25 protein-coding genes and 1 pseudogene are annotated in these 25696 nt (G+C 67.4%); 10 read left to right on the top strand and 16 right to left on the bottom strand.

What is annotated here, in order from left to right:
* Positions 1-81 precede the first annotated feature (81 nt).
* A complete protein-coding gene (gene ubiG, locus IT40_RS18430) occupies positions 82-849 on the bottom strand; it encodes a bifunctional 2-polyprenyl-6-hydroxyphenol methylase/3-demethylubiquinol 3-O-methyltransferase UbiG (RefSeq protein WP_036758224.1) in 768 nt (255 codons plus the stop codon).
* Between the two features lie 51 nt (positions 850-900).
* Here ubiG and pip point away from each other — a divergent pair, with 51 nt between their 5' ends.
* From pip to infB, 5 genes are all read left to right on the top strand, one after another.
* A complete protein-coding gene (gene pip, locus IT40_RS18435) occupies positions 901-1887 on the top strand; it encodes a prolyl aminopeptidase (protein ID WP_036758197.1) in 987 nt (328 codons plus the stop codon).
* Positions 1888-2082: 195 nt separating this feature from the next.
* Positions 2083-2703: a ribosome maturation factor RimP gene (gene rimP / locus IT40_RS18440; protein ID WP_036758198.1), complete on the top strand. Its 621-nt coding sequence runs from the start codon at positions 2083-2085 to the stop codon at positions 2701-2703.
* 3 nt (positions 2704-2706) lie between these two features.
* Positions 2707-4386 (top strand): transcription termination factor NusA, encoded by a 1680-nt coding sequence (nusA, locus tag IT40_RS18445; protein ID WP_036758199.1) that lies wholly within the window; start codon positions 2707-2709, stop codon positions 4384-4386.
* A 15-nt stretch (positions 4387-4401) separates the two neighbouring features.
* Positions 4402-5019 carry an RNA-binding protein gene (locus tag IT40_RS18450; protein WP_036758200.1) on the top strand — a complete coding sequence of 206 codons (618 nt, stop codon included), beginning with the start codon at positions 4402-4404 and terminating at the stop codon, positions 5017-5019.
* A 7-nt stretch (positions 5020-5026) separates the two neighbouring features.
* Complete coding sequence (gene infB / locus IT40_RS18455) at positions 5027-7570, top strand: translation initiation factor IF-2 (RefSeq protein WP_036758201.1); 2544 nt, start codon at positions 5027-5029, stop codon at positions 7568-7570.
* A 235-nt stretch (positions 7571-7805) separates the two neighbouring features.
* On the opposite strand, the gene IT40_RS30545 is transcribed toward infB, so the two are convergent.
* The 4 genes from IT40_RS30545 to IT40_RS18475 form a co-directional block, all read right to left on the bottom strand.
* Positions 7806-7934 (bottom strand): hypothetical protein, encoded by a 129-nt coding sequence (locus IT40_RS30545; protein ID WP_036758202.1) that lies wholly within the window; start codon positions 7932-7934, stop codon positions 7806-7808.
* 119 nt (positions 7935-8053) lie between these two features.
* Positions 8054-8452 carry a (deoxy)nucleoside triphosphate pyrophosphohydrolase gene (locus tag IT40_RS18465; protein WP_036758203.1) on the bottom strand — a complete coding sequence of 133 codons (399 nt, stop codon included), beginning with the start codon at positions 8450-8452 and terminating at the stop codon, positions 8054-8056.
* Positions 8449-9846, bottom strand: coding sequence for a bifunctional glutamate N-acetyltransferase/amino-acid acetyltransferase ArgJ (argJ, locus tag IT40_RS18470; protein ID WP_084197267.1), 1398 nt, complete (start codon positions 9844-9846; stop codon positions 8449-8451). The genes IT40_RS18465 and argJ overlap by 4 nt, the downstream gene beginning before the upstream one ends.
* 4 nt (positions 9847-9850) lie before the next feature.
* On the bottom strand, positions 9851-10690 hold the full coding sequence (locus IT40_RS18475) for a peptidylprolyl isomerase (protein WP_036758204.1): 840 nt from the start codon (positions 10688-10690) through the stop codon (positions 9851-9853).
* A 208-nt stretch (positions 10691-10898) separates the two neighbouring features.
* Between IT40_RS18475 and secA the strand changes: the two genes are divergently transcribed.
* Entirely contained in the window at positions 10899-13604 is a 2706-nt protein-coding gene (secA, locus tag IT40_RS18480; protein WP_036758205.1) for a preprotein translocase subunit SecA, read from the top strand.
* A gap of 151 nt (positions 13605-13755) precedes the next feature.
* On the opposite strand, the gene IT40_RS18485 is transcribed toward secA, so the two are convergent.
* Together IT40_RS18485 and IT40_RS18490 are read right to left on the bottom strand one after the other, a co-directional pair.
* Positions 13756-14487 (bottom strand): response regulator, encoded by a 732-nt coding sequence (locus IT40_RS18485; protein WP_052096130.1) that lies wholly within the window; start codon positions 14485-14487, stop codon positions 13756-13758.
* Entirely contained in the window at positions 14484-15002 is a 519-nt protein-coding gene (locus IT40_RS18490; protein ID WP_036758206.1) for a MarR family winged helix-turn-helix transcriptional regulator, read from the bottom strand. The genes IT40_RS18485 and IT40_RS18490 overlap by 4 nt, the downstream gene beginning before the upstream one ends.
* Before the next feature lie 152 nt (positions 15003-15154).
* On the opposite strand from IT40_RS18490, the gene IT40_RS18495 reads away from it, so the two are divergent.
* Entirely contained in the window at positions 15155-16024 is an 870-nt protein-coding gene (locus IT40_RS18495) for a branched-chain amino acid aminotransferase (protein WP_036758207.1), read from the top strand.
* Between the two features lie 78 nt (positions 16025-16102).
* Here IT40_RS18495 and IT40_RS18500 read toward each other — a convergent pair whose 3' ends face one another.
* From IT40_RS18500 to IT40_RS18535, 8 genes are all read right to left on the bottom strand, one after another.
* Complete coding sequence (locus tag IT40_RS18500; protein ID WP_036758208.1) at positions 16103-16297, bottom strand: hypothetical protein; 195 nt, start codon at positions 16295-16297, stop codon at positions 16103-16105.
* Between the two features lie 74 nt (positions 16298-16371).
* Entirely contained in the window at positions 16372-16836 is a 465-nt protein-coding gene (locus IT40_RS18505) for a PTS sugar transporter subunit IIA (protein ID WP_011748883.1), read from the bottom strand.
* An 83-nt stretch (positions 16837-16919) separates the two neighbouring features.
* The gene (hpf, locus tag IT40_RS18510; RefSeq protein WP_036758230.1) at positions 16920-17498 is read right to left on the bottom strand and encodes a ribosome hibernation-promoting factor, HPF/YfiA family; all 579 of its coding nucleotides are present in this window, start codon (positions 17496-17498) and stop codon (positions 16920-16922) included.
* Between the two features lie 162 nt (positions 17499-17660).
* Positions 17661-18395, bottom strand: coding sequence for an LPS export ABC transporter ATP-binding protein (gene lptB, locus IT40_RS18515; RefSeq protein ID WP_036758209.1), 735 nt, complete (start codon positions 18393-18395; stop codon positions 17661-17663).
* A 4-nt stretch (positions 18396-18399) separates the two neighbouring features.
* On the bottom strand, positions 18400-18885 hold the full coding sequence (gene lptA / locus IT40_RS18520) for a lipopolysaccharide transport periplasmic protein LptA (RefSeq protein WP_036758210.1): 486 nt from the start codon (positions 18883-18885) through the stop codon (positions 18400-18402).
* A 52-nt stretch (positions 18886-18937) separates the two neighbouring features.
* Entirely contained in the window at positions 18938-19519 is a 582-nt protein-coding gene (locus tag IT40_RS18525; RefSeq protein WP_036758211.1) for a hypothetical protein, read from the bottom strand.
* A gap of 2 nt (positions 19520-19521) precedes the next feature.
* A complete protein-coding gene (locus tag IT40_RS18530) occupies positions 19522-20469 on the bottom strand; it encodes a KpsF/GutQ family sugar-phosphate isomerase (RefSeq protein ID WP_036758212.1) in 948 nt (315 codons plus the stop codon).
* Between the two features lie 10 nt (positions 20470-20479).
* Positions 20480-21094 (bottom strand): ribonuclease D, encoded by a 615-nt coding sequence (locus IT40_RS18535; protein WP_036758213.1) that lies wholly within the window; start codon positions 21092-21094, stop codon positions 20480-20482.
* Between the two features lie 245 nt (positions 21095-21339).
* On the opposite strand from IT40_RS18535, the gene IT40_RS18540 reads away from it, so the two are divergent.
* From IT40_RS18540 to IT40_RS18550, 3 genes are all read left to right on the top strand, one after another.
* Positions 21340-23346, top strand: a complete 2007-nt coding sequence (locus IT40_RS18540) for a TonB-dependent receptor domain-containing protein (protein WP_036758232.1) — start codon at positions 21340-21342, stop codon at positions 23344-23346.
* Between the two features lie 132 nt (positions 23347-23478).
* Positions 23479-23736: a helix-turn-helix domain-containing protein gene (locus IT40_RS18545; protein ID WP_036758215.1), complete on the top strand. Its 258-nt coding sequence runs from the start codon at positions 23479-23481 to the stop codon at positions 23734-23736.
* A gap of 66 nt (positions 23737-23802) precedes the next feature.
* A complete protein-coding gene (locus IT40_RS18550) occupies positions 23803-25470 on the top strand; it encodes a SulP family inorganic anion transporter (protein ID WP_036758217.1) in 1668 nt (555 codons plus the stop codon).
* 95 nt (positions 25471-25565) lie between these two features.
* On the opposite strand, the pseudogene purU reads toward IT40_RS18550, so the two are convergent.
* Positions 25566-25696 (bottom strand): annotated as a pseudogene (gene purU, locus IT40_RS30150) (formyltetrahydrofolate deformylase); the annotation flags it as partial.

Consider the following 25696-nt stretch of genomic DNA (forward strand, 5'->3'; position numbering starts at 1 on the left):
CGAGTATTTTCGGAACGGTGAAGGCCGGCGCGGGCTCGCCCCGCCGCGCCGCTGCCGTCGGGTATTTGCGGAACGAAGAAGTCAGGCGTCGCGCAGGGCGGTCATCGCATAGTTCACCGACAGGTCGCGATGCGACAGCGACCAGCTCCAGCCCAGCGGGTTGAAGACCATGCCGCAGCGGTCCACCACCCGCAGCCCCGCCGCCTCGGTCATCTGCGCCAGCTCGTCAGGAGTGATGAAGCGGCGCCAGTCATGCGTGCCCTTGGGCAACCAGCGCATGATCCATTCCGCCCCGACGATGGCGGCGCCGAAGCTGCGGGCGGTGCGGTTCAGCGTGGACTGGATCAGCATGCCGCCCGGCGCCACCAGCTCGCGGCAGGTGGCGACGAACTGCGCGGGGTCGGCGACATGCTCGACGATCTCCAGCGCCATGACCACGTCGAAGCGGAGGCCCTCGGCCGCCAGCGCCTCGGCCGTGGTGGCGCGGTAGTCGATGGCGAGGCCCTGTTCCTCGGCATGCAGGCCGGCGATGGCGATATTGCCCTCGGCCGCGTCGGCGCCGGTGACGGCCGCGCCCAGCCGGGCCATCGGCTCGGCCATCAGCCCGCCGCCGCAGCCGATGTCGAGCAGGCTCAGCCCCTGGAAGGGCGCGGCCGCGGCAAGGTCGCGGCCGAACTGCCCGGCGATCTGCGCGGTGACATAGTCCAGCCGCGTCGGGTTCAGCATGTGCAGCGGCTTGAACTTGCCGTTGGGATCCCACCATTCCCGCGCCATGGCCTGGAACTTGGCGACCTCGGCCGGGTCGATGCTGCTGGGGGCCGGGCTGCTGGGGGCTGGTCTTTCGGTCATCTGGCCGTCCTTCATGTGGCGGGCGCGCGCGACGCGTTATATAGTGGTGCCATGGACAGATTGGCAGGGCAAATCGGCGGCACGGCGTCGCATGGCAGGCTGCATCCGATGGTCGAGCCCTTCGACCGCCGGGTGATCGAGGTCGGCGACGGCCACCGGCTGCATGTCGAGCAGAGCGGCAATCCCGAGGGCGTGCCGGTGATCGTGCTGCATGGCGGGCCGGGCGGCGGCTGCAGCCCCTATATGCGGCGCTTCTTCGACCCCACCCATTACCGGGCCGTGCTGTTCGACCAGCGCGGCTGCGGCCGCTCGCAGCCCCATGCCGCGGTCCTTGCCAACACCACGCAGCACCTGATCGCCGACATCGAGGTGATCCGCCGCAGCCTGGGGATCGAGCGGGCGATCCTGTTCGGCGGCAGCTGGGGCGCGACCCTGGCGCTGGCCTATGCCCAGGCCCATCCCGAGCCGGTCGAGGCGCTGGTGCTGCGCGGCGTCTTCCTGGGCCGGCGGGCCGAGCTGGACTGGTTCTATGGCGGCGGCGTCGCGCGCTTTTTCCCCGACCGCTGGGCCGAGTTCCAGGCCCCGATCCCCGAGGCCGAGCGCGGCGACATGATCGCCGCCTATCATCGGCGCCTGTTCAGCGGCGACCGCGGGCAGGAGACGCGCTTTGCCCTGCCCTGGCTGGTGTGGGAAAACGCCCTGGCGGGCCTGGAGATCAACGGGCCGGGCCATGCGCCCCCCGACTATGCCCGCACCTTCGCCCGGCTGGAGAATCACTATTTCGCCCATGACTGCTTCCTGGCCGAGGGCCAGCTTTTGCGCGATCGCCACCGCATCGAGCATATCCCCGCCGTGATCGTGCAGGGCCGCTACGACATGGTCTGCCCGCCGGCGACCGCCTGGGAACTGGCCCAGGGCTGGAACAGGGCGGACCTGCGGCTGGTCCCCGCCTCGGGCCATGCGCTGAGCGAGCCGCGAATCGCCGCCGAGCTGGTGCGGGTCATGGACGGTTTCCGGGATGTGGCAAGGCGGGCCTGACCTCTTGGCGAAAGGGCACGCGGCGACCGGCTTGCGGCCCCTGCGAGGCAGGCGGCAGGTGCCGCGCCGGTTTTCCTTGCAATCCCTGGCGCGGGGCCCTATATGCGGCTCAACAGCGGCGCAGGCGTCCACAACCTGCCCACCGGTAAGACGCACGGGCCGCCAAGGCCCGTTTTTTGTATTTGGGGGATCAGCATGAGCGACCTCATCGCCAAGACCGCCATCGACCGGCGTCTGGCCGAGATCATCGCCCCGGTCATCGAGGATCTGGGTTTCGAACTGGTGCGCATCCGCCTGCAAGGCGGCAAGACCGCCACGCTTCAGATCATGGCCGACCGGCCCGAGGGCGGGATCAACGTCGACGATTGCGCCGATATATCCACCGCCGTCAGCGCGGTTCTGGATGTCGAGGATCCGCTGGAGGACGCCTATCACCTGGAGGTCTCGAGCCCCGGCATCGACCGGCCCCTGACCCGGCTGAAGGATTTCGAGACCTTCGAGGGCTACGAGGCGCGGCTGGAGACGAACCAGCCCATCGACGGCCGCAAGCGCTTCAAGGGCGTGCTGGCGGGGGTCGAAAAGGGCGAAGGCGGCGACGAGGTGCTGCTGAACATCGAGGAAGGCGGCGAGGTCCAGACCATCGGGCTGAACTTCGACTGGCTTTCCGATGCGAAGCTGGTTCTGACCGACGAGCTGATCGCCGAGATGCTGCGGCAGAAAAAGGACGCGGGCGTGCAGATCGACAATCTGGACGAGACCGCCTTTGACGAGATCGAAACGGAAGCCGGCGAAGACAACGCCGCCGCGAAGGAGTGAGGAATGGCCATCACCTCTGCCAACCAGCTTGAACTGCTGCAAACCGCCGAGGCCGTTGCACGGGAAAAGATGATCGACCCCGATCTGGTGATCGAGGCGATGGAGGACAGCCTGGCCCGCGCGGCGAAGTCGCGCTACGGCTCGGAAATGGACATCCGCGTCCATATCGACCGCAAGACCGGCAATGCCACCTTCACCCGCGCCCGCACCGTGGTCGAGGATGACGCGGTCGAGAACTATCAGGCCCAGTTCACCGCCGACCAGGCCCGCGCCTATTTCGAACCGTCGAAGGACGGCCGCGCCCATTGGCTGCGCGACGGCCAGCGGCTGACCGATTTCTCGGGCAAGCCGCAGCCCGGCGACGTGTTCGAAGAGCAGGTGCCGCCGGTCGACCTGGGCCGCATCGCCGCGCAATCGGCCAAGCAGGTCATCCTGCAAAAGGTCCGCGAGGCCGAGCGCGACCGCCAATACGAAGAGTTCAAGGACCGCGCCGGCACCATCATCAACGGCGTCGTCAAGCGCGAGGAATACGGCAACATCATCGTGGATGTCGGCCGGGGCGAGGCCATCCTGCGCCGCAACGAAAAGATCGGCCGCGAAAGCTATCGCCCGAACGACCGCATCCGCGCCTATGTCAAGGACGTGCGCCGCGAGGCCCGCGGCCCGCAGATCTTCCTGTCGCGCACCGATCCGCAGTTCATGGCCGAGCTGTTCAAGATGGAAGTGCCGGAAATCTATGACGGCGTGATCGAGATCAAGGCCGTGGCCCGCGATCCCGGCTCGCGCGCCAAGATCGCGGTGATCTCCTATGACAACTCGATCGACCCGGTCGGCGCCTGCGTCGGCATGCGCGGCAGTCGCGTGCAGGCCGTGGTGGGCGAGCTGCAGGGCGAGAAGATCGACATCATCCCGTGGTCCGAGGACCAGGCGACCTTCCTGGTCAACGCGCTGCAACCGGCCGAGGTGGCGAAGGTCGTCTTCGACGAGGACGCGACCCGCATCGAGGTGGTGGTCCCGGACGAGCAGCTGAGCCTCGCCATCGGCCGCCGCGGCCAGAACGTGCGGCTGGCAAGCCAACTGACCGGCCTCGACATCGACATCCTCACCGAGGAAGAGGAATCCAAGCGCCGGCAGGCCGAGTTCAACGCCCGCACCAAGCTGTTCATGGACACGCTGGACCTGGACGAGTTCTTTGCCCAGCTTCTGGTCGCCGAGGGCTTCACCAACCTCGAAGAGGTGGCCTATGTCGACCTGGACGAGCTGCTGTCGATCGAGGGCGTGGACGAAGGCACCGCCGAGGAATTGCAGACCCGCGCCCGCGAGCACCTGGAGGCCGCGAACAAGGCCGCGCTGGAAAACGCCCGCGCCCTTGGCGTCGAGGACAGCCTGATCGAGTTCGAGGGGCTGACCCCGCAGATGGTCGAGGCCCTGGCCAAGGACGGCGTCAAGACGCTGGAGGATTTCGCCACCTGCGCCGACTGGGAACTGGCCGGCGGCTGGACCACGCAGAACGGCCAGCGCGTCAAGGACGACGGCATCCTGGAGCCCTTCGGCATCAGCCTGGAAGAGGCGCAGACCATGGTGATGACCGCCCGCGTGATGCTGGGCTGGGTCGATCCGACCGAGTTCGAATCGGCCGAGGAAACCGAGGCCGAGGGCGACGAACAGGAGGCCGGGGTGTAACGCCCCGGAAACCGGATGACACGCGGGGGCCGTATCAAGGACCGCGAGACGCCCGAACGGCGCTGCATCGTCACGGGCGAAGTCCAGCCCAAGGCTGGGCTGATCCGCTTTGTCGCGGGCCCCGATGGCGAGGTGGTGCCGGATCTGGCCGAAAAGCTGCCCGGACGCGGCTTCTGGGTCGTGGCCGACCGGCAGGCGCTGGACAAGGCAGCCGCCAAGGGCTTGTTTTCGCGAGGCGCCAAGGCGCGGGTGACCGCCCCGCCCGAGCTGCTGGCGATCATCGAATCCGGGCTGGCGCGGCGGGTGACGGACACGCTGTCGCTTGCGCGCAAGGCGGGGCTGGCGGTGGCCGGCTTCGAAAAGGTCAAGGACTGGCTGGCGGCCGGCAAGGCCAGGGTGCTCTTGCAGGCCAGCGACGGGTCGGAACGCGGCAAGGGCAAGCTCTGGACCCCTCCGGGGGGCCGGTGGTTCGGCTGCCTGACCGCATCAGAATTGGGTTTGTCCTTTGGGCGCGATCATGTCATACACAGCGCGCTTGCGCCGGGGGGCCTGACCGACCAGTTGATCAGGGACGCGAGCAGACTGACGGGTCTGCGCGGGCATGACGGCGGTGCGCCCGCCGGGAAGGAATGAAGATCGGATGAGCGATACTGACGGAAAGAAACCCCTGGGTCTTGGTGGCGGCCGTTCGGGCCATGTGAAGCAAAGCTTCAGCCACGGCCGGACCCATAACGTGGTCGTCGAGACCAAGCGCAAGCGCGTGGTCGTGCCCGGCAAGACCGGCGCGGCGGCCGGCGGCGGGCGCTCGGGCTCGCCCTCGGCCGTGTCGGGCGACCCGTCGAAACGTCCCGCCGGCATCTCGGATGCCGAGATGGAGCGGCGCCTGGCCGCGCTCAAGGCCGCCAAGGCCCGCGAGGTCGAGGAAGCCGCGCAGCGCGTCGCCGAGGAAAAGGCCCGCGAGGAAGAACGCGAACGCCGCCGCCTTGAGCTGGAAGCCAAGGAGCGCGAGGAGCGCGAGCGCGAGGAAGCCTTGCGGCTGAAGGCCGAAGAGGACGCGCGCCGCGCCCGCGAAGCCGAGCTGCGCGAGAAGAAGAAGGCCGAGATCGCCAAGCCCAAGACGGAAGCGCGCCCGGCAACCCCTGCCGACCGCGCCGCCGCCGAGGCCGCCGCCGTGCGCGCCGAGACCAAGGGTGTCAGCGCCGCCGGCCCGCGCAAGACCGACCGCGACCGCGATACCCGCAGCCCGGCCGACGACCGCGACAGCCGCAACAAGGGCCGCGACGACAGCCGCCGCACCGGCAAGCTGTCGCTGTCCCAGGCCCTGGACGGCGAGGGCGGGCGCCAGCGCAGCCTGGCCGCGATGAAGCGCAAGCAGGAAAAGGCCCGGCAGAAAGCCATGGGCGGCAACCAGCGCGCCGAAAAGCAGGTGCGCGACGTGCAGCTGCCGGAAACCATCCTGGTGTCCGAGCTGGCGAACCGCATGGCCGAGCGCACGCCGGACGTCATCAAGTCGCTGATGCGCATGGGCATGATGGTCACCGCCAACCAGGCGGTCGATGCCGATACCGCCGAGCTGGTGATCGACGAATTCGGCCACCGCGCCGTCCGGGTCTCGGATGCAGACGTGGAACAGGTCATCGACCAGGTCGAGGACAAGCCCGAGGATCTGAAGCCGCGCGCGCCGATCATCACCATCATGGGCCACGTGGACCACGGCAAGACCTCGCTCCTGGACGCGATCCGCCATGCCAATGTCGTCTCGGGCGAGGCCGGCGGCATCACCCAGCATATCGGCGCCTATCAGGTGAAGGCGTCGAACGGGGCGCTGCTGACCTTCCTCGACACGCCCGGCCACGCGGCCTTCACCTCGATGCGGGCCCGCGGCGCGCAGGTGACGGACATCGTCGTGCTGGTGGTCGCCGCCGATGACGCGGTGATGCCGCAGACGGTCGAGGCGATCAACCACGCCAAGGCCGCGGGCGTGCCTATGATCGTGGCGATCAACAAGGTCGACAAGCCGGATGCGAACCCGCAGAAGGTGCGCACCGACCTGCTGCAGCACGAGGTGGTCGTCGAGGCCATGTCGGGCGAGGTGCAGGACGTCGAAGTCTCGGCCAAGACCGGCAAGGGGCTCGATGAGCTGCTGGAGGCCATCGCGCTGCAGGCCGAGATCCTGGAGCTGAAGGCCAATCCCGAGCGCCCGGCCCAGGGCGCGGTGATCGAGGCCAAGCTGGACGTGGGCCGCGGCCCGGTCGCGACCGTGCTGGTGCAGAACGGCACGCTGAAGCGCGGCGACATCTTCGTCGTCGGCGAACAGTGGGGCAAGGTCCGCGCGCTGATCAACGACAAGGGCGACCGCATCGACACCGCCGGCCCCTCGGTCCCGGTCGAGGTGCTGGGCCTGAACGGCACCCCCGAGGCCGGCGACGTGCTGAACGTGGTCGAGACCGAGGCCCAGGCGCGCGAGATCGCGGATTACCGCATCCAGGCCGCCAAGGACAAGCGCGCCGCCGCCGGTGCCGCGATCACGCTGGACCAGATGCTGGCCAAGGCCAAGGCGGACGAGAACGTCGCCGAACTGCCGGTGGTCATCAAGGCCGACGTGCAGGGCTCGGCCGAGGCCATCGTCCAGGCGCTGGAAAAGATCGGCAACGACGAGGTGCGCGTCCGCGTGCTGCATTACGGCGTCGGCGCGATCACCGAATCGGATGTCGGCCTGGCCGAGGCCAGCCAGGCGCCGGTCATCGGCTTCAACGTCCGGGCCAATGCCCCGGCGCGGAACGCCGCCAACCAGAAGGGGGTCGAGATCCGCTATTACTCGATCATCTACGACCTTGTGGACGACATCAAGGCGGCGGCCTCGGGCCTGCTCTCGGCCGAGGTGCGCGAGAACTTCATCGGCTATGCCGAGATCAAGGAAGTCTTCCGCGTCTCGGGCGTCGGCAATGTCGCCGGCTGCCTGGTGACCGAGGGCGTGGCGCGGCGTTCCGCCGGCGTGCGCCTGCTGCGCGACAACGTGGTGATCCACGAAGGCACGCTGAAGACGCTCAAGCGCTTCAAGGACGAGGTCAAGGAAGTGCAGTCCGGCCAGGAATGCGGCATGGCCTTCGAAAACTACGACGATATCCGCAAGAGCGACGTCATCGAGATCTTCGAGCGCGAGGAAGTGCAGCGCCAGCTGTGATCCCCGCGGATAGGAACAAAAGGGGCGGGCCTGCGGGTCCGCCCTTTTTCATGCCCGGATCCCGGCAGGAACCCCCGCTCGCCCCTGCCGGCATGGCGGCGCCGCCGCCTGGCGCGCCCCGGCTTTCTCCGTTGTCCAAATACCCCCGCCGGAGGCCGGCAACAGGGCAAGCGAAAAGAAGAACGGGGCCCCGCGAAGGGCCCCGTTCAACGATCTGGGCACGTTGGCTTTTGCTTCAGGCTAGGACGGGCTTGCCCTCATAGGTCTTGCTGCCTACTCGGACCACGATATTCCCGTTCGCCTGCTGCCTTTCAAAGATCCCCTGGACCGAAATGCAACTGCCGATCGTGATCGTGCGAATCATGTCCGATCTCCTCCTCTACAGGATTTTAGGATTGTCGCAAAATCGTCAAATGTTAACTGGGAATGTCGCAGAGTCAGGCAGATGGACGATAAAGCCGGGACCGGCGTGACCGATATGTCTCATATCCAGTCGCGCAGGATGGGAATCAGCGGCAAGTCCGCCGGCGGCATGGGGTATTTGCTCAATTCAGCGGCACGGGCCCAAGCCAGCTTCTGCCCCTCCTGCGGCACCGGCACGCCCTGCCAGCGCCGGCAGGCGAACAGCGGCATCAGCAGGTGAAAGTCCTCATAGGCATGGCTGGCAAAGGTCAGCGGCGCCAGGCACGAGCGCCAGGTCTCGATCCCCAGCTCCTCGTGCAGTTCGCGGATCAGCGCGGCCTCGGGGGTCTCGCCCGGCTCGACCTTGCCGCCCGGAAACTCCCACAGGCCCGCGAGGGACTTGCCCTCGGGGCGCTGTGCCAGCAGCACGCGGCCGTCCGCGTCGATCAGCGCGACGGCCGCGACAAGCACCGTCTTCATGAGCGGTAATCGGCGTTGATGTCGATGTAGCGATGCGTCAGGTCGCAGGTCCAGGCCGTGCGCCGGCCCTTGCCCAGCCCCAGGTCGACGCCGATGACCAGGTGGTCGCGTTTCATGTAGGCGCTGGCAGCGGCCTCGTCATAGCCGGGCGCGCGCCAGCCGTTCTCGGCCAGCACCATGTCGCCGAAGCGGATGGTCAGCCGGTCGCGGTCGGCCTCGGCCCCGGACTTGCCGACGGCCATGACCACGCGGCCCCAGTTCGCATCCTCCCCGGCGATGGCGGTCTTGACCAGCGGCGAATTGGCGATGGCCATGGCCACGCGATGCGCATCGGCATCGCTGGCGGCGCCCGTCACCTGCACCTCGACGAATTTCGTCGCCCCCTCGCCGTCCTTGACCACCTGCTGCGCCAGGTCCAGCATCACCTGCTCCAGCGCCCGGCCGAAGGCCCGCGCCGGGCCCGAGCGCAGGTCGGTGATCGCCGCCGCTTTGGACTTGCCGGTCGCCGCCAGGATCAGCGCGTCCGAGGTCGAGGTGTCGCTGTCCACGGTGATGGCGTTGAAGGTCTGGTCCAGCCGCGCCGACAGCATGCGCTGCAGCAGGGCGGGCGCGATCTGCGCATCGGTAAAGACATAGACCAGCATCGTCGCCATGTCGGGCGCGATCATGCCCGAGCCCTTGGCGATGCCGGTGATGTTGATGGTGCCGCCATCGCCCTCGAAACTGGCCGCCGCGCCTTTGGGGAAGGTGTCGGTGGTCATGATCGCCCGCGCCGCGCCGGCCGCGCCGGCCGCATCCAGGTTGGCGGCCAGATCGCCGATCACCGCGGTGATGCGCTCGGCCGGCAGCGGCTCGCCGATCACCCCGGTCGAGGACGAGAACACCCGCTCGCGCGGCACGCCCAGCGCCTTGGCGACGCCGCCGGTGACGGCATCCACCGCCTCTTGCCCGTTCCTGCCGGTGAAGGCATTGGCATTGCCCGAGTTCACGATGATCGCCGCGCCGGCGCCGGTGTCCTGCTTCAGGGCCAGCTTGGCCTGGCAGTCCAGCACGCTGGCCGCGCGGGTCGAGGATTTGGTGAAGGCCCCGGCGATGGCGGTGCCCGGCGCCAGCCTGACCAGCATCACATCGGTGCGGCCCTGGTATTTCACCCCGGCCGCGCCCGAGGCGAACTCGGCCCCTTCGATCACCGGCAGGTCGGGAAAGCGCGCCGGCGCCAGCGGCGAGACCGGGTTCTTCGGCTTCACCGCGGCTTCGACCACCGCCTCCGCCCGCGCCTCGAGGCCGGCAGCGGTTTCCTTCAGCGCCGCCTTCAGCTTTTTCAGCTTCTTCTTCAGCGTCTTCAGCTTTTCGGCATCGGAAAGCCTGGACTTCTTGTCGTCGGTCTTGGCCATCGGCTCACTCTCCCAGGATGTCGGTCTTGTTCAGCAGGTCGGGGGCAAGCCCCTCGGTCTTTTCGACCTTGGCCTCGGCCACGCGCTTTTCGATCTCGGCCTGCACCTTGTCGCGGCGCACCTGCACGGCCAGCTGTTCCTTGACCTCTTCGAAGGCGGGGGGCGTCACCTCGCGGGTGTCGTTCAGCTTGATGACATGCCAGCCGAACTGGGTCTCGACCGGCTGGGAAACCTGGCCCTTTTCCAGCGCCTTCACCGCCTCGGCGAAGGGCTCGACCATCTGCTCGGGCTGGAACCAGCCCAGGTCGCCCTTGTTCGGGCCGGAATTGTCGGTCGATTTCTCCGCGGCCAAAGCGCCGAAATCGGCGCCTTCGGCCAGTTGCTTGGCGATGGCCTCGGCCTCCTCCCTGGTCTTCACCAGGATATGGGCGGCATTGTATTCGATGGCCGGCTCGCCCTGGCCGCCGAAGGCCTGGTCATAGGCGGCTTTCAGCTCGGCCTCGTCCGGCTCGGCCGAAGCGACCTTTTCCAGCACCGAGCCGGCCAGATAGGCGCGCTTCTCGATCTCCAGCGCCACGGTGTCGCGCTTGCTCAGCGGCTCGGCCGCCTGGGCCACGGCGGTCTGGCGGATCATCTGGTCCAGCATCAGGTCCCACAGCGCCGTATCCGGCAGGCCCTGGGTCGCCTGCGCGTCCAGCCCCTGCCGCATGGCGACCATCTGGCCCAGCGTGATCGCCTCGCCATTGACGGTGGCGACGACCGTATCGGCATCCTGCGCCAGCACGGGCAGGGCCGAGACGGTCCCCGAAAGCAGCACGGAGACGGCAAGAAGCGGTTTCAGCATAGGTTTCCCCTTCATGGGACGGCGCGTCCACGCATAGGTGAACGGGCGCAAGCGTTGACAGTGGGCCGGCCGGGGCATACATCCGGCGCAACCGAAAATGCGCGCCCGTCGCCGTTTTTCCGGCCCAAGTGATAGGGCAAGGCGAATGGTGCCGGCAAGTGGGCGGAACGTCCCGCGCACCCCCAGATACGCGATTTTGAAGGTTCATATGCTCGGCATCGGAAACTTGGCGAAACTGGTCTTTGGCACGCCCAACGACCGCAAGGTGAAATCGGTCCGCCCGCTGGTGGCCCAGATCAACGCGCTGGAGGAGAAGTTCCGCCCCCTCTCGGACGCGGAGCTGATCGACAAGACCCGCGAATTGCAGGGCCGCGCCCAATCGGGCGAGGATCTGGACAAGCTTCTGCCCGAGGCCTTTGCCAATTGCCGCGAGGCGGCGCGCCGCGCCCTGGGCCTGCGCGCCTTCGACACCCAGCTGATGGGCGGCGTCTTCCTGCACCAGGGCAATATCGCCGAGATGAAGACCGGCGAGGGCAAGACCCTGGTCGCGACCTTCCCGGCCTATCTGAACGCGCTGGCCGGCAAGGGCGTGCATGTCGTCACCGTCAACGACTACCTGGCGAAACGCGACGCGCATTGGATGGGCAAGGTCTTTGCGCAGCTCGGCATGACCACCGGCGTGGTCTACCCGTTCCAGGACGATGCCGAAAAGCGCGAAGCCTACCGGGCCGACGTGACCTATGCCACCAACAACGAGCTGGGCTTCGACTACCTGCGCGACAACATGAAGGGCTCGATCGAGCAGATGACCCAGCGCGGGCATTTCTTCGCCATCGTGGACGAGGTCGACTCGATCCTGATCGACGAGGCGCGCACGCCGCTGATCATCTCGGGGCCCAGCCAGGACCGCAGCGAACTTTACAAGACGCTGGACCGCTTCATGCCGGAACTGGCGCCCGAGCATTACAAGCTGGACGAAAAGACCCGCAACGCCACCTTTACCGAGGAAGGCAACGAGTTCCTGGAAAAGCGGCTGCAGGCGGCGGGCATCCTGCCCGAGGGGCAGACGCTCTACGACCCGGAATCGACCACCATCGTGCATCACGTCAACCAGGCGATGCGCGCGCACAAGCTGTTCCAGCGCGACCAGCACTATATCGTGCGCGACGACGAGGTGGTGCTGATCGACGAATTCACCGGCCGGATGATGAAGGGCCGCCGGCTGTCGGACGGGCTGCACCAGGCCATCGAGGCCAAGGAAGGCGTCGCCATCCAGCCGGAAAACGTCACGCTGGCGTCGGTCACGTTCCAGAACTATTTCCGGCTCTACGACAAGCTCTCGGGCATGACCGGCACCGCCGCCACCGAGGCCGAGGAATTCGCCGAGATCTACAAGCTGGGCGTGGTCGAGGTGCCGACCAACCGTCCGGTGCAGCGCATCGACGAACACGACCGCGTCTATCGCACCGCGGCCGAGAAATACGCCGCCGTGATCGCCGCGATCAAGGAAGCCCATGAAAAGGGCCAGCCGATCCTGGTCGGCACCACCTCGATCGAGAAATCCGAGATGCTGTCGCAGATGCTGGCCAAGGAGGGCATCCAGCACAACGTGCTGAACGCCCGCCAGCACGAGCAGGAGGCCAAGATCGTCGCCGATGCCGGCAAGCTGGGCGCCGTGACCATCGCCACCAACATGGCCGGCCGCGGCACCGACATCCAGCTGGGCGGCAATGTCGAGATGAAGGTGATGGAGGCGCTGGCCGCCGACCCCGAGGCGAACCCCGACGAGGTCCGCGCCCGCATCGAGGCCGAACATGCCGCCGAGAAACAGGCGGTGCTGGACGCCGGCGGCCTCTTCGTGCTGGCGACCGAACGCCACGAAAGCCGCCGCATCGACAACCAGCTGCGCGGCCGCTCGGGCCGGCAGGGCGACCCCGGCCGCTCGCTGTTCTTCCTGTCGCTGGAAGACGACCTGATGCGCATCTTCGGCTCGGAACGGCTGGACAAGGTGCTGTCCACACTCGGCATGAAAGAGGGCGAGGCCATCGTCCACCCCTGGGTCAACAAGTCCTTGGAACGCGCACAGGCCAAGGTCGAGGGCCGCAACTTCGACATCCGCAAGCAATTGCTGAAATTCGACGACGTGATGAACGACCAGCGCAAGGCGATCTTCAGCCAGCGGCTGGAGATCATGCATACCGAGGAGGTCGAGGAGGTCGCCGCCGACATGCGCGCCCAGGTGATCGACGACCTGGTCGAGCGCCACCTGCCGCCCCGTGCCTATGCCGAGCAATGGGACGTCCAGGGCCTGCACGACGCGGTGATCGACAGGCTGAACATGGACCTGCCCATCGCCGACTGGGCCGCCGAGGACGGCGTGGACCAGGAGACGATCCGCGAACGCATCCAGCAGGCCACCGACGCCTATATGGCGCAGAAGGCCGAGCAGTTCGGCCCGGAAAACATGCGCCAGATCGAAAAGCAGGTGCTGCTGCAACAGATCGACAGCAAATGGCGCGAGCATCTGGTGACGCTGGAACACCTGCGCTCGGTCGTGGGCTTCCGAGGCTATGCGCAGCGCGATCCGCTGTCGGAATACAAGACCGAAGGGTTCCAGCTGTTCGAGACCATGCTGGACGGGCTGCGCTTCGACGTGACCCAGCAACTGGCCCGCATCCGCCCGCTGACCGATGCCGAGCGCGAGCAGATGCTGCGCGAATACCAGCAGAGCCAGGCGGCGGTCGAGGCGCAGATGCATCCCGAACACGAGGAGGCCGAGGGCGGCGAGGTCTCGGGCCGGGTCGCCGGCTTCGACGAGACCGACCCCACCACCTGGGGCAACCCCTCGCGCAACGATCCTTGTCCCTGCGGCTCGGGCAAGAAGTTCAAGCACTGCCACGGCGCGCTGGCATGATTTTGGGGGCCTTCGGGCCCCTTTCTCACGCGCCGCGCCTCTTGCACGCTCGGCATGGGTATTTGGACAACGAAGAAGTCCTGGGCCCGCGCCGCGATCTTCTCTGTTGTCCAAATACCCATAGCAGCCGCGCAGGCGGGCGCGGCGTGGCCTAGTCGGGCACCAGCATGTAGCCGGTGCCGCGCACGGTTTGCAGATAGCGCGGCTCCTTGGGGTCCGGCTCGATCTTGCGGCGCAGGCGGGTGATCTGCACATCGATGGCGCGCTCGGAGTTCTCGCCCGCCTCCTCGGCCGGGCTGCGGCCCAGATCCTCGATCAGCGCGCTGCGGCTGACCGGCTGGCGCGGCGTGTCGGCAAGGCGCCTGAGCAGCGCCTGCTCGGTTCCCGTCAGGCGCAGCGGCGCATCGCCCTGCCACAGCTCGCCCTTGTCGGCATCGTAGCGCAGATGGCCCAGCGACAGGAACTTCGGCCCCTTCGCCTCGGCCGCCGGGATGCGGCGCAGGATGGCGGCGATGCGCAGAAGCAGTTCGCGCGGCTCGAAGGGCTTGGGCAGGTAGTCGTCGGCACCGCTTTCGAAACCCTCGATGCGGTCCCCCGTCTCGCCCTTGGCGGTCAGCAGCAGGATCGGCGTGGTCATGCGCTTGCGCAGGTCGCGGGTCAGCGAGAACCCGTCCTCGCCCGGCATCATCACGTCGAGCACGATCAGGTCGAAATCCAGCCCGTCGAGCAGGCGCCGGGCATGGGCGGCGTCGCGCGCCGTCGTCACCAGGAAATCGTTGCGCATCAGGAAGCGGCGCAGCAGGCTGCGGATGCGTTCGTCGTCGTCCACGACCAGGATATGGGCCGCAGGCTGGGGATCGGGGGCGAGGGAGGGGGCGGTCATGGCGTCTCGGGCAGTTCTTTCAGCGCGCGATACTGGCGCAGCGTGTCGCGATCCATCATCGCCTCCAGCACCTGCCGGAAGCCCGCCACCGCCTGCGGCCCGGCGGCGCGATAGGCGGCGCGCATCCGGGCGCGCTGCGCCTCGGACAGCCGGCGTTCCAGCGCCGCGCCCTTGTCGGTCAGGTAGAGCTGCCGCTCGCGCCGGTCACGGCGACCGATGCGGCTTTCGACCAGCCCTTCCTCGATCAGCGTGCGCAGCACCCGGTTCAGCGATTGCTTGGTCACGCCCAGCACGTCCAGAAGCGCCGTTACCGTCAGGCCCGGCTCGCGGTTGATGAAGTGAATCGCCCGGTGATGGGCGCGGCCGTAATCCAGCTCGGCCAGGATCAGGTCGGGATCGGCGGTAAAGGCGCGATAGGCGAAGAACATCGCCTCGATCCCGCGGCGAAGCTGATCATCCGTCAGAAACAGCAGGCTTTCCCCGCCTGCCGGCGCGACATTCACCTTGTTCTGCATGGCCTTCCCTTCACTGCATGGCCCTTATTACGTCAGACTTGTTGACTTTCCAACCATGAATGGATAGCCCAAACCTCAAGTTGCGCAACTTTCTTTGCCAGACATGCTCTGACAGCGCAACATTCCGCAAACCGAACCGGCCGGAGGGAAAAATGGCGGGCGCATATGACGATCGTGACGGCAAGATCTGGATGGATGGCAAGCTGGTGGAGTGGCGCGAGGCGAACGTCCACATCCTGACCCATGCGCTGCACTATGCCAGCTCGGTGTTCGAGGGCGAGCGGTGCTACAGCGGCAAGATCTTCAAGGGCCACGAGCATTCGCTGCGGCTGATCGAATCGGCGCGGCTGCTGGACATGCAATCGCCCTATAGCGCAGAAGAGATCGACGCGGCGAAAACCGCCGTGCTGGAGGCGAACGGCTTCAAGGACGCCTATGTCCGCGCGGTGATGTGGCGCGGCTCGGGTGAGGACATGGGGGTTTCGGCGCGCCGCAACCCGGTGCGCATGGCCGTCGCCGCCTGGGAATGGGGCAGCTATTACGGCGACGCGAAATGGCAGGGCGCGAAGCTCGACATCGCCAAGTGGAAGCGGCCCAGCCCCGAGACCATCCCCACCGCCGCCAAGGCCGCCGGGCTTTACATGATCTGCACCATGTCCAAGCACGCGGCCGAGGAGAAGGGCTGCTCGGACGCGCTGTTCATGGACTGGGAGGGCTATGTCGCCGAGGCCACCGGCGCCAATATCTTCTTCGTCAAGGACGGCGAGGTGCATACGCCCCTGGCCGACCGCTTCCTGAACGGCATCACCCGGCAGACCGTCATCCAGATGCTCAAGGACAACGGCACCGCCGTGCATGAACGCCGCATCAAGCCCGAGGAGTTGGACAGCTTCCAGGAATGCTTCCTGACCGGCACCGCGGCCGAAGTGACCCCGGTCGGGCAGATCGGCGACTGGCATTTCCAGGTCGGCGACACCACCCGCAAGATCGCCGAGGAATACGAAAATCTGGTCCGCGCCTGACCGCCGTCCCAGGCGAAGGCCGAAATGAAAACCGGCCGGGCGGCAGCGCCCGGCCGGTTCGCATTGCTGGGCCAGGGATCAGACCCGATGGCCGCGCTCGATCCGAGCAAATTCGGCGGCGCGGCGATTCGCCTCTTCGCTGCTGCGGACGCGGGGCCGCATGCGCAGGGCGGCGATGGCCGGATGAAGGCCGGATTCGCGTTCCTGCCGCGTATAGTATTGGGTGCGGCCGGAACTGTTTTCGTGACTGCGGTCTGCGATATGTCTGGTCATTTCGGTCTTCCTCCCGCGCGGGAGTATAGCGCGGATGCGGGCGCATTTCACCCCTTGCGGGCGGCCCTGCGACCTCAGGCCGCCTTGATGCCCGGCGCGGCGGCCAGCATGGCGTGCAGCGCCACCGGATCCTCGTTCGCGCGCAGCTTGGCGCGCAGGTCCTGGTCGCGCAGCGTGCGCGAGACCAGCGCCAGCGCCTTGAGGTGATCGACGCCCGAGTTCTTGGGCGCGAGCAGCGCAAAGATCAGGTCAACCGGCTGGCGGTCCACCGCGTCGAAATCCAGCGGCTTTTCCAGCCGCAGGAACAGGCCGACCACGTGGTCGAGCCCGTGCAGCCGCGCATGGGGCAGCGCGACGCCATGGCCGACCCCGGTGGGGCCCAGGCTTTCGCGCTCTTGCAGCGCGTCCAGCGTCTGGGCGGCATCCACGCCATAGACCGCCCGCGCCTGTTCGGCGATTTCCTGGAACAACCGTTTCTTGCTGGTGGTCTGGCTCATCGTCCGCACGGCGGCGGGGGAGAGTATGTCGCTGATCTGCATGTCGCCCAAAAAATTGTCAAGGCCCGGCCGCGGGCTGCGCGGCCGGGACGTTGGTTCAACAAGACTGCCCTTCTTGCGTCAGTCTAGCCCAGATTGCGGGGGTCGATCCAGCCCACGTTGCCGTCGTCGCGGCGGTGAACCACGTTCACGCCCCCATGTTTCTCGTTGCGGAAGACCAGCAGCGGGCTGCCGGCCAGTTCCATCTGCATCACCGCCTCGCCGACCGACAGGGTGGGCACGCGGGTCTCCATCTCGGCGATGATCATGGGTTGCACGCCGTCGGCCTGCGTTTCCCATTCGTCATCTTCACCAGCGGCCAGCACATACATCCCCGCCTGTTCGAATTCAACCGGCTGGGTCCGGTCCTTGTAGTGATCCTTGAGCCGGCGCTTGTAGCGGCGCAATTGCTTGTCCATCCGTTCGCGGCACTGTTCGAAGGCCGCATAGATGTCGGTGGCCCCGCCCTTGGCCTGGGCGGTCAGCCCGGTCGAGAGATGCACCACGGCATCGCAGATGAATTCATGCGCGTTGCGGGAAAAGATGACCGTCGCATCCGTCGGGCGTTGCGAATATTTCTCAACGGTGGCACCGAGTTCGGTCTTGACATGAGTCGAAAGCGCATCGCCCACATCGATCTGTTTTCCGCTGATCTGATAGCGCATGGTGGTCCGTCCTTTCGGTTGCCCGGCCTGGTCGTCGCAGCCCTCGCGGCGGCACCGTCCGGGTTTCTTTGGCCCGGCGTCCTGCCCGGCCATATCCTCATTTGGTGACAGCCATGCCGCCGTGTCAACGGCTGCGCGCAAGGGATCGTCACGTCCTCGCGTTCAGTTCATGCGGAAGGTTTCGCCCAGGTAGACGCGGCGGACCTGCGGATCGGCGACGATCTCGGCCGTGGTGCCGGATTTCAGCACATGGCCGTCGTGCAGGATATAGGCGCGGTCCACGATCTCCAGCGTTTCGCGGACGTTGTGATCGGTGATCAGCACGCCAATGCCGCGGCTTTTCAGGTCGTGGACCAGGGCGCGGATCTCGCCCACGGCGATGGGATCGACGCCGGCGAATGGTTCGTCCAGAAGCAGATAGGCCGGATCGGCCGCCAGGCAACGGGCGATCTCGACCCGGCGCCGCTCGCCCCCCGACAGCGCCATGGCCGAGGCACCGCGCAGATGGCCGATCGAGAAATCGCCCAGCAGTTCCTCCAGCCGCTCGCGGCGCTGGTGGACATGCGGCTCGACCAGTTCCAGGACGGCCATGATGTTCTGCTCGACCGTGAGGCCGCGAAAGATCGACATCTCCTGCGGCAGGTAGCCGATGCCCATCTGGGCGCGGCGATACATCGGCAGCCGCGTCGCGTCCTGCCCGTCGATCAGCACCTGGCCCGAATCAGGCGCGACCAGCCCGGCCACGCAATAGAAGCAGGTGGTCTTGCCCGAGCCGTTCGGCCCCAGAAGCGCCACCACCTCGCCCCGGTCCAGGTCCAGCGCCACGTCGCGGATCACCGGGCGGTTGCGATAGGATTTGCGCAGGCCGCGGACGCGCAGCCCCTGCTTTTCGGCCATGGCGTCAGTTCTCCGGCTGCAGGACGCTGCGCACCCGGCCCGAGGCGTCGGCGGTGCCGCTTTCCAGGTTCACCGTCACCTTGTCGCCCGCCAGCAGGTTGCCGCCCTGGCTCAGCAGCACGTCGCCGGTCAGCACGATGGTCCCGGTCTCGACATCGTAATCCGCCGCCTGGGCCTCGGCCGCGTCCTCGCCGCTGGCCAGGGTGACGTTGCCCTGTGCGTGCAGCGCGCTGATGCGGCGCTGGTCGCCCTGGGCATAGGTCACGGTCACGCTGTCCGCCGACAGCCGCATGGCGCCCTGGCCGATCAGCACATTGCCGGAAAAGGTCGCCTGGCCGGTCTTCTGGTCCACGGTCAGCGAATCGGCCGTGACCTCGACCGGCTCCTTGATGTCCTGCGCCCGGCCGAAGCCGGTGGCCTGTCCCAGCGCCGGGCCCGCCGCCAGCATCAGCGACAGGATCACGGGCAAAAGCGGTCCGGGCCGGATCATCGGATTTCCTTTCTGGCGCCCGCAGGCCCCCTATGCGGCCGGCGGCGCCGGGTCATGGCCGGTATATCAAGCGGACTCCGCCGCTCAAATCAAGAACGTGATCGCCGCTGCCCTCGCCCGAGGGCCGAAACTCCATCCGCCCCGCCGTCAGCCGGCCGAAAGGGGCAAGCACATTGACCTCGTCCTCCGAGAGCAGCGTGCCCTCGGTGGTCGAGGCCAGCAGTTCGGGCGCGGTCAGCACCCAGCCGTCGGCGGTGGTCATGCGCACCCCCTCGCCCAGCCGGACCTGCTGGTCCGCCATCGAGGCGGCGCCGGCGCTGACATCCGCCGCCCGCCCGTCGCTGGCGCGCAGGGTCATGCGCACCGCCTGCGCCTGGGCGCCGCTGGTGCGATCGCCGGGCAGCGCCTCGGCGGCCGAGATGCTCAGCTGCGCGCCGTCGCGGGTCACGCCGGCATAGGTCGGGCTCGTCACCGCCTGCCGCTCGGCCAGCTCGCGCGGGTCCACGTCGGCATAGGGGATGCTCGCCTCGGGGTCGGGCTTGCGGCCCAGCAGGAACAGCACCGACAGGATCGCCAGCGCCGTCAGCGGCAGGAGCACCCGCAGCCAGGCCACGATGCGCGAGCGGGTGCCCACCGTCAGACAAGCCCCGTGCGCAGGAAGTCGTGGATATGGATCAGCCCCGCCGGCATCCCTTCGGGCGTGACCACGAACAGGCAGGTGATGCGGCGTGCCTGCATCTCGGCCAAGGCCGCCTCGGCCAGCGCGTCGGGGCCGATGGTGCGCGGGTTGCGGGTCATCACCTTGGCGGCGCTATGGTCCAGAAGGCCCTGCATGTGCCGCCGCAGGTCGCCGTCGGTGATGATGCCGGTCAGCCGCCCCGCGGCATCCGTCACCCCGGTCACGCCGAAGCTTTTCTGGCTGATGGTCAGCAGCGCCTCGGCCATGGGCGCGGTCTCGGCCACCAGCGGCATGTCCCGGTGCATCAGGTCGGCCACCTTGGACAGTTTCGCGCCCAGCTTGCCGCCGGGGTGGAAGGTGCGGAAATGCTCGGGGGTGAACTGGCGATGCTCCATCAGCGCCACGGCCAGCGCATCGCCCAGCGCGATGGTCATGGTGGTCGAGGTGGTGGGCACGATGCCGGTGCCGCAGGCCTCGGGCGCCGCGGGCAGGACCAGCGCCACGTCGGCCTGGCGCAGCAGCGTCGATTGCGGCCGGCCGGCAACGCCGATCAGCGGGATCTGGAAGCGGCGGGTATGGGCGATCAGGTCGGCCAGCTCCGGCGTCTCGCCGGAATTGGACAGCACCAGCGCCACGTCGCCCTGCGTCACCATGCCCAGGTCGCCATGGCTCGCCTCGGCCGGATGGACGAACTGCGCCGGCGTCCCGGTCGAGGCCAGAGTCGCGGCGATCTTGCGCCCGACATGGCCGGACTTGCCCATGCCGGACACGACCACCCGGCCGCGCGCGGCCAGGACGGTCTCGACCGCGCGGTCGAAGCTGTCGCCAAGGCCGTCGGCCAGCAGGGCCAGCCCCTCGGCCTCGGTGCGGATCACCCTGCGGGCGGTATCGAGATATGCGCTCATGGCCCGCTACCTAGTGATGGAAGATGTCGTTTTCATCCCCCCAGCCCAGCAGGTCCAGGTGGGCACGGGTGGGAAGAAAGTCGAAACAGGCCTGCGCCAGGCCCAGCCGCCCCTCGCGCGCCAGTCGCTTTTCCAGCTCGGCCTTGAGCGCGTGCAGGTGCAGCACGTCCGAGGCGGCATATTCCCGCTGCGCCTCGGACAGTTCCGCCGCGCCCCAGTCGCTGGTCTGCTGCTGCTTGGAGATGTCGACGCCGACCAGGTCCGAAAGCAGGTATTTCAGCCCGTGCCGGTCGGTATAGGTGCGCACCATCTTGCTGGCGATCTTGGTGCACCAGACCGGCTTCGTCGCCACGCCGAAGGCCGCCTCCAGCGCGGCGATGTCGAAACGCCCGAAGTGGAAAAGCTTCAGCACCTGGGGATCTGCCAGCATCCGCACCAGGTTCGGCGCCGCGCGCTGGCCCTGGGCGATCTGCACCAGATGCGCATTGCCGTCGCCCGAGGACAGCTGCACCAGGCACAGCCGGTCGCGGCGCGGGTCCAGCCCCATCGTCTCGGTGTCGATGGCCACGACCGGGCCCAAGTCCAGGTCGTCCGGCAGGTCGTTGCGGTAAAGGGTAATCGTCATCTGTGGCTTCTCGGGCTGCGGCTTTGGGCTGCTGTAACCCCATTGCCCCCGCCTGCGCCAGCCCCGGCGTTGGCTGTCGGCATCCTGCGGCCCATCGTCGCGGCCCGCAGGGGAAGGTGGCGCAGATGCGCAACAATCCCGACTATTTCAGTCGAAACCAGATCGAATATCCGAGTAAAATACTTGTGCATCCTGAGACCGGCCATATAACTCGCGCCAGTTTCGAACGAATCAAGGCAATGACCATGAAATTGCGTCGTATTATCCCGCTGGCGGGCGTGTCCTCGCTTGCCCTGGCGACCGCCCTTTACGCACAGGACAACCAGAACGCCGAGACCGTGGTCCTCAATCCGATCACCCTGGTCGCCGACGGCCAGGAGAACGTCGAGGCGACCGGCGGCGTCTCCGTCACCGCCGAGGACATCGAGGCGATGCAGCCCGCCGATGTCTCGGAACTCTTCGCGCGCGATTCCGCGATCACCGTTTCGGGCGGCGCCGGCCCGGCCAAGCGCATCCATGTCTTCGGGCTGGAGCAGTCGAACCTGGCCGTGACCGTGGACGGCGTGCCGCAGGGGCCGACCAGCTGGCACCATACCGGCTCGAACGTGATCGACCCGGCCTTCCTGAAGTCCGTCGAGGTCGAGGCCGGCGCCGCCGCCGCCGATGCCGGCTTCGGCGCGGCGGCGGGTGCCGTGCGCTATGAGACGGTCGGCGCCAAGGATCTGCTGACCGATGGCCGCAACCAGGGCGGCCGCGTCGGCCTGTCCTATGGTTCGAACGGCCGGGGCGTCACGGGCTCGCTGGCCGGCTACGGGGTTTATGAGGGCTTCGACTGGTTCGCCATGGTCCACGGCACCGACGGCAAGAATTATGAGAACGGCGACGGCTACGAGGTGGTCGGGACCGAGCCGGGCACACGCGGCGCTCTGGTGAAGCTGGGCTACGAGGCCGAAGGCCACCGCCTTGAACTGGCCATCGACCACACCGAGGACGACGGCGACCGCACCATCAAGATGAACATGGACCTGAATGCGGACAAGCTGGTCTATCCGCTGACGGTCACGCGCAATTCGGTCAGCCTGAAATACAGCTCGACCGCGCCGACCGACGCCTGGGACCCCGAGGCGATGCTCTACATCACCGAGAACAAGTATGAGCGCCCGGACTACGCCCCCGGCGCCACGAACGGCGACATGAACTTGAAAAACCGCACCATCGGCGGCCACATCAAGAACACCTATGCGTTGGGTCCGGGCAACATCACCTCGGGCATCGACTGGGCCTATAACGACTACGATGTCGACAATTACGGCGACACCGACCGGCGTTACTGGACCATGGAAACGATGCAGATCGGCGCCTTCGTGCAGGGCCGGTTCGAATTCGACAACGGCATCGACCTGTCCACCGGCGCCCGCGTCGACCATCACCGCTTCACCGACTGGAACGGCGAGCGCGTCAGCGACACCGGCGCCAGCATCAACGGCACCATCTCCTATGAATTCGCCGAGGGCTACGAAGTCTTCGCCGGTGCCTCGCATACCTGGCTGGGCTACAAGTTCGGCGAATATGCCCTGCTGCACGCGCGCAGTTCGGACCTTTATGTCGCCGACGACTTCGAGCCCTCCGAGGCCCGGAACATCAAGCTGGGCCTGAACGCCAACCAGGGCAACTGGACCGGCAACCTGACCTTCTTCGACACCCGCCTGAAGAACATGGGCGAGTTCATATTTGATGAAGAGCCCTATTATCTGGGCAATGTCGATGAATACCGCAGCAAGGGCTTCACCTTGCAGGGCACCTACAGCTGGGGCTCGGGCCGCATCGGCGGCAGCTTCACCAAGGCCGATGTGTCGCAAAACGGTATCGACGTGCTCCCCGGCGGCGGCACTGCGGTCCCGGTCGGCAAGGTGGCTACGCTGTTCGTCGACCAGGAAATCGCGCAATATAACCTGAAGGTCGGCGCTTCGGTCGAATGGGCCGACAAACTCGCTAGCAGCGACATGACCGAGGCCGGCTTCTACGACCAAAGCTCGTATACGGTGGTGAACCTCTACGGCGAATGGCGTCCGCAGAACTATGAAAACATCGTGGTTCACCTTGGAATCGACAACGTGTTCGACCGCACCTATTACGAGCGTTCGAGCTATGTCGAGCGTGACGTCTATCGTGGCGACGTTCTGGCGCGCGACATCGACCCGCTCTACGCCCCCGGCCGCACCGTCACGCTGGGCGTGAAGATGGACTTCTGATCCATCCCGCAGGTAGACAGCAAAGGCCCCCTTCGCGGGGGCCTTTTTCTATGCCTGAACCGGCAAAGATGATGTTTGAAATATCATGATAGCCATGTTAGACATCCATCATCAAGGATTGGAAATCAGCGCATGATGACCTCGGCCCAGATGCGTGCGGCGCGTGCCCTTCTTGGCATCGACCAGAAGCGGCTCGCCGAACTCTCGGGCCTGTCGGTTCCCACCATCCAGCGCATGGAGGCCAGCGACGGCAATGTGCGCGGCGTGGTCGAAAGCCTGACCCGCGTGGTCGAGGCGCTGGAGGCCGCCGGGATCGAGCTGATCGGCGAAGGCGCCGCCAGCCCCCAGGGCGGGCGCGGCGTGCGGCTGAAATCCGGTCCGCAGACGTAATCGCGACGGCGACCGCCGACGAAAGCCGACGATCCCGCCGCCTCCTTGACCAAGGTGCGGCCCCAGATGAACCAGCAGGCAATCGCAGCGCCCGGATTTGCGCCGCTGTTCACCCCGAAACTGATCACCGTCCTGCGCGAGGGCTATGGCGCGGCCGAGCTGCGCGCCGATGCCCTGGCCGGGCTGACCGTCGCCATCGTGGCGCTGCCCCTGTCGATGGCCATCGCCATCGCCTCCGGCGCCTCGCCGGCGCAGGGGCTCTATACCGCCATCATCGGCGGCTTCCTGGTCTCGGCGCTGGGCGGCTCGCGCTACCAGATCGGCGGGCCGGCGGGGGCCTTCATCGTGCTGGTCGCCGGGATCGTGGCGCAGCACGGCATGTCGGGGCTGATCCTTGCGACCTTCATGTCGGGGCTGATGCTGGTCGCGATCGGGTTCTTGCGGCTGGGCACCTTCATCAAGTTCATCCCCTTCCCGGTGACGGTCGGCTTCACCGCCGGCATCGCCGTCATCATCTTCACCAGCCAGCTGAAGGAAATCTTCGGCCTGGCGCTGACCCATGAACCGGGCGAGCTGGTCGAGAAGATCCCGGCGCTGTGGCAGGCCCGCGCCAGCCTGTCCCCCGCCGCGCTGGGGATCGCGCTGGGGACCGTCGCGGTGATCCTGGGGCTGAAGCGCGCCCGCCCGCACTGGCCCGGCATGCTGATCGCCGTGACGCTGGCCGCGGGCATCACCGCGGCAACGGGGGCGGATGTCGCGACCATCGGCAGCCGCTTCGGCGGCATCCCCTCGACCTTGCCCGCCCCGGCGCTGCCGGAGTTTTCGCTGGAGAAGGCCCTGGCGCTTCTGCCCGCGGCGGTGTCCCTGACGCTGCTGGGCGCCATCGAATCGCTGCTTTCGGCGGTGGTCGCCGACGGCATGACCGGCCGCCGGCACCGCTCGAATTGCGAACTGGTGGCGCAGGGGGTGGCGAACATGGGTTCGGCGCTGTTCGGCGGCATCTGCGTCACCGGCACCATCGCGCGGACCGCGACCAACGTGCGCTCGGGCGCGCATGGGCCGATGGCGGGGATGCTGCATGCGCTGTTCCTGCTGGGCTTCATGCTGCTGGCGGCGCCATTGGCATCCTATATCCCCCTGGCAGCACTGGCCGGCGTGCTGGCGGTCGTCGCCTGGAACATGATCGAGAAACCCGCCATCGCCATCCTGCTGCGCTCGGGCTGGGGCGAGGCGGCGGTGCTGCTGGTCACTTTCGGGCTGACGATCTTCCGCGACCTGACCGAGGCCATCGTCACGGGCCTGGCGCTCGGCTCGGTGCTGTTCATCCAGCGCATGAGCCAGGCGGTAGGGGTCGAGGCGCTGGTCGGCGCCGACATGGCCGACAGCAGCCGGCCGCGCCCGGACCAGCCGCAGCCGCGCGACGTGGTGGTCTATCGCATCTCGGGGGCGCTGTTCTTCGGCGCCACCGCCTCGATCGGCTCGGTGCTGGATCGCATCCAGGACGGGTTCCGGGTGCTGGTGGTGGATTTCAGCGCCGTGCCCTTCCTGGATTCCACCGGCGCCAACATGATCGAGGGGCTGGCGCACAAGGCACAGCGCCGCGGCATCGCGCTGTGGCTGACCGGCACCAGCCGCGACATCCGCCGGGTGCTGCTGACGCATGGGCTGCGCCGCCCGCTGGTGCATTACGCACCTACGGTCGACGAGGCGCTGCGCCGGCGTCACGGGTCATAGCGGTCCTGCACGCGGGGCGCCGGTTTCCCCGCTGCTTGCCTCCGGCGGGGATATTTGTCCACGGAAGACCGGGGCTGGGGGTGGGGGGCGCTGTTTCAGCCCATTCTTTCGGATGCGTAGCTTCCTGGCGAGGCGGGGAAGACCACAGTCTTGTTGCCGTTGAGGAACACCCGGCGGTGGATATGGGCGTGGATGGCGCGGGCCAGGACCTGGCTTTCGACGTCGC

This window comes from Paracoccus versutus, from assembly GCF_000763885.1.
In the GTDB taxonomy this organism is placed as follows: Bacteria; Pseudomonadota; Alphaproteobacteria; order Rhodobacterales; family Rhodobacteraceae; genus Paracoccus; species Paracoccus versutus.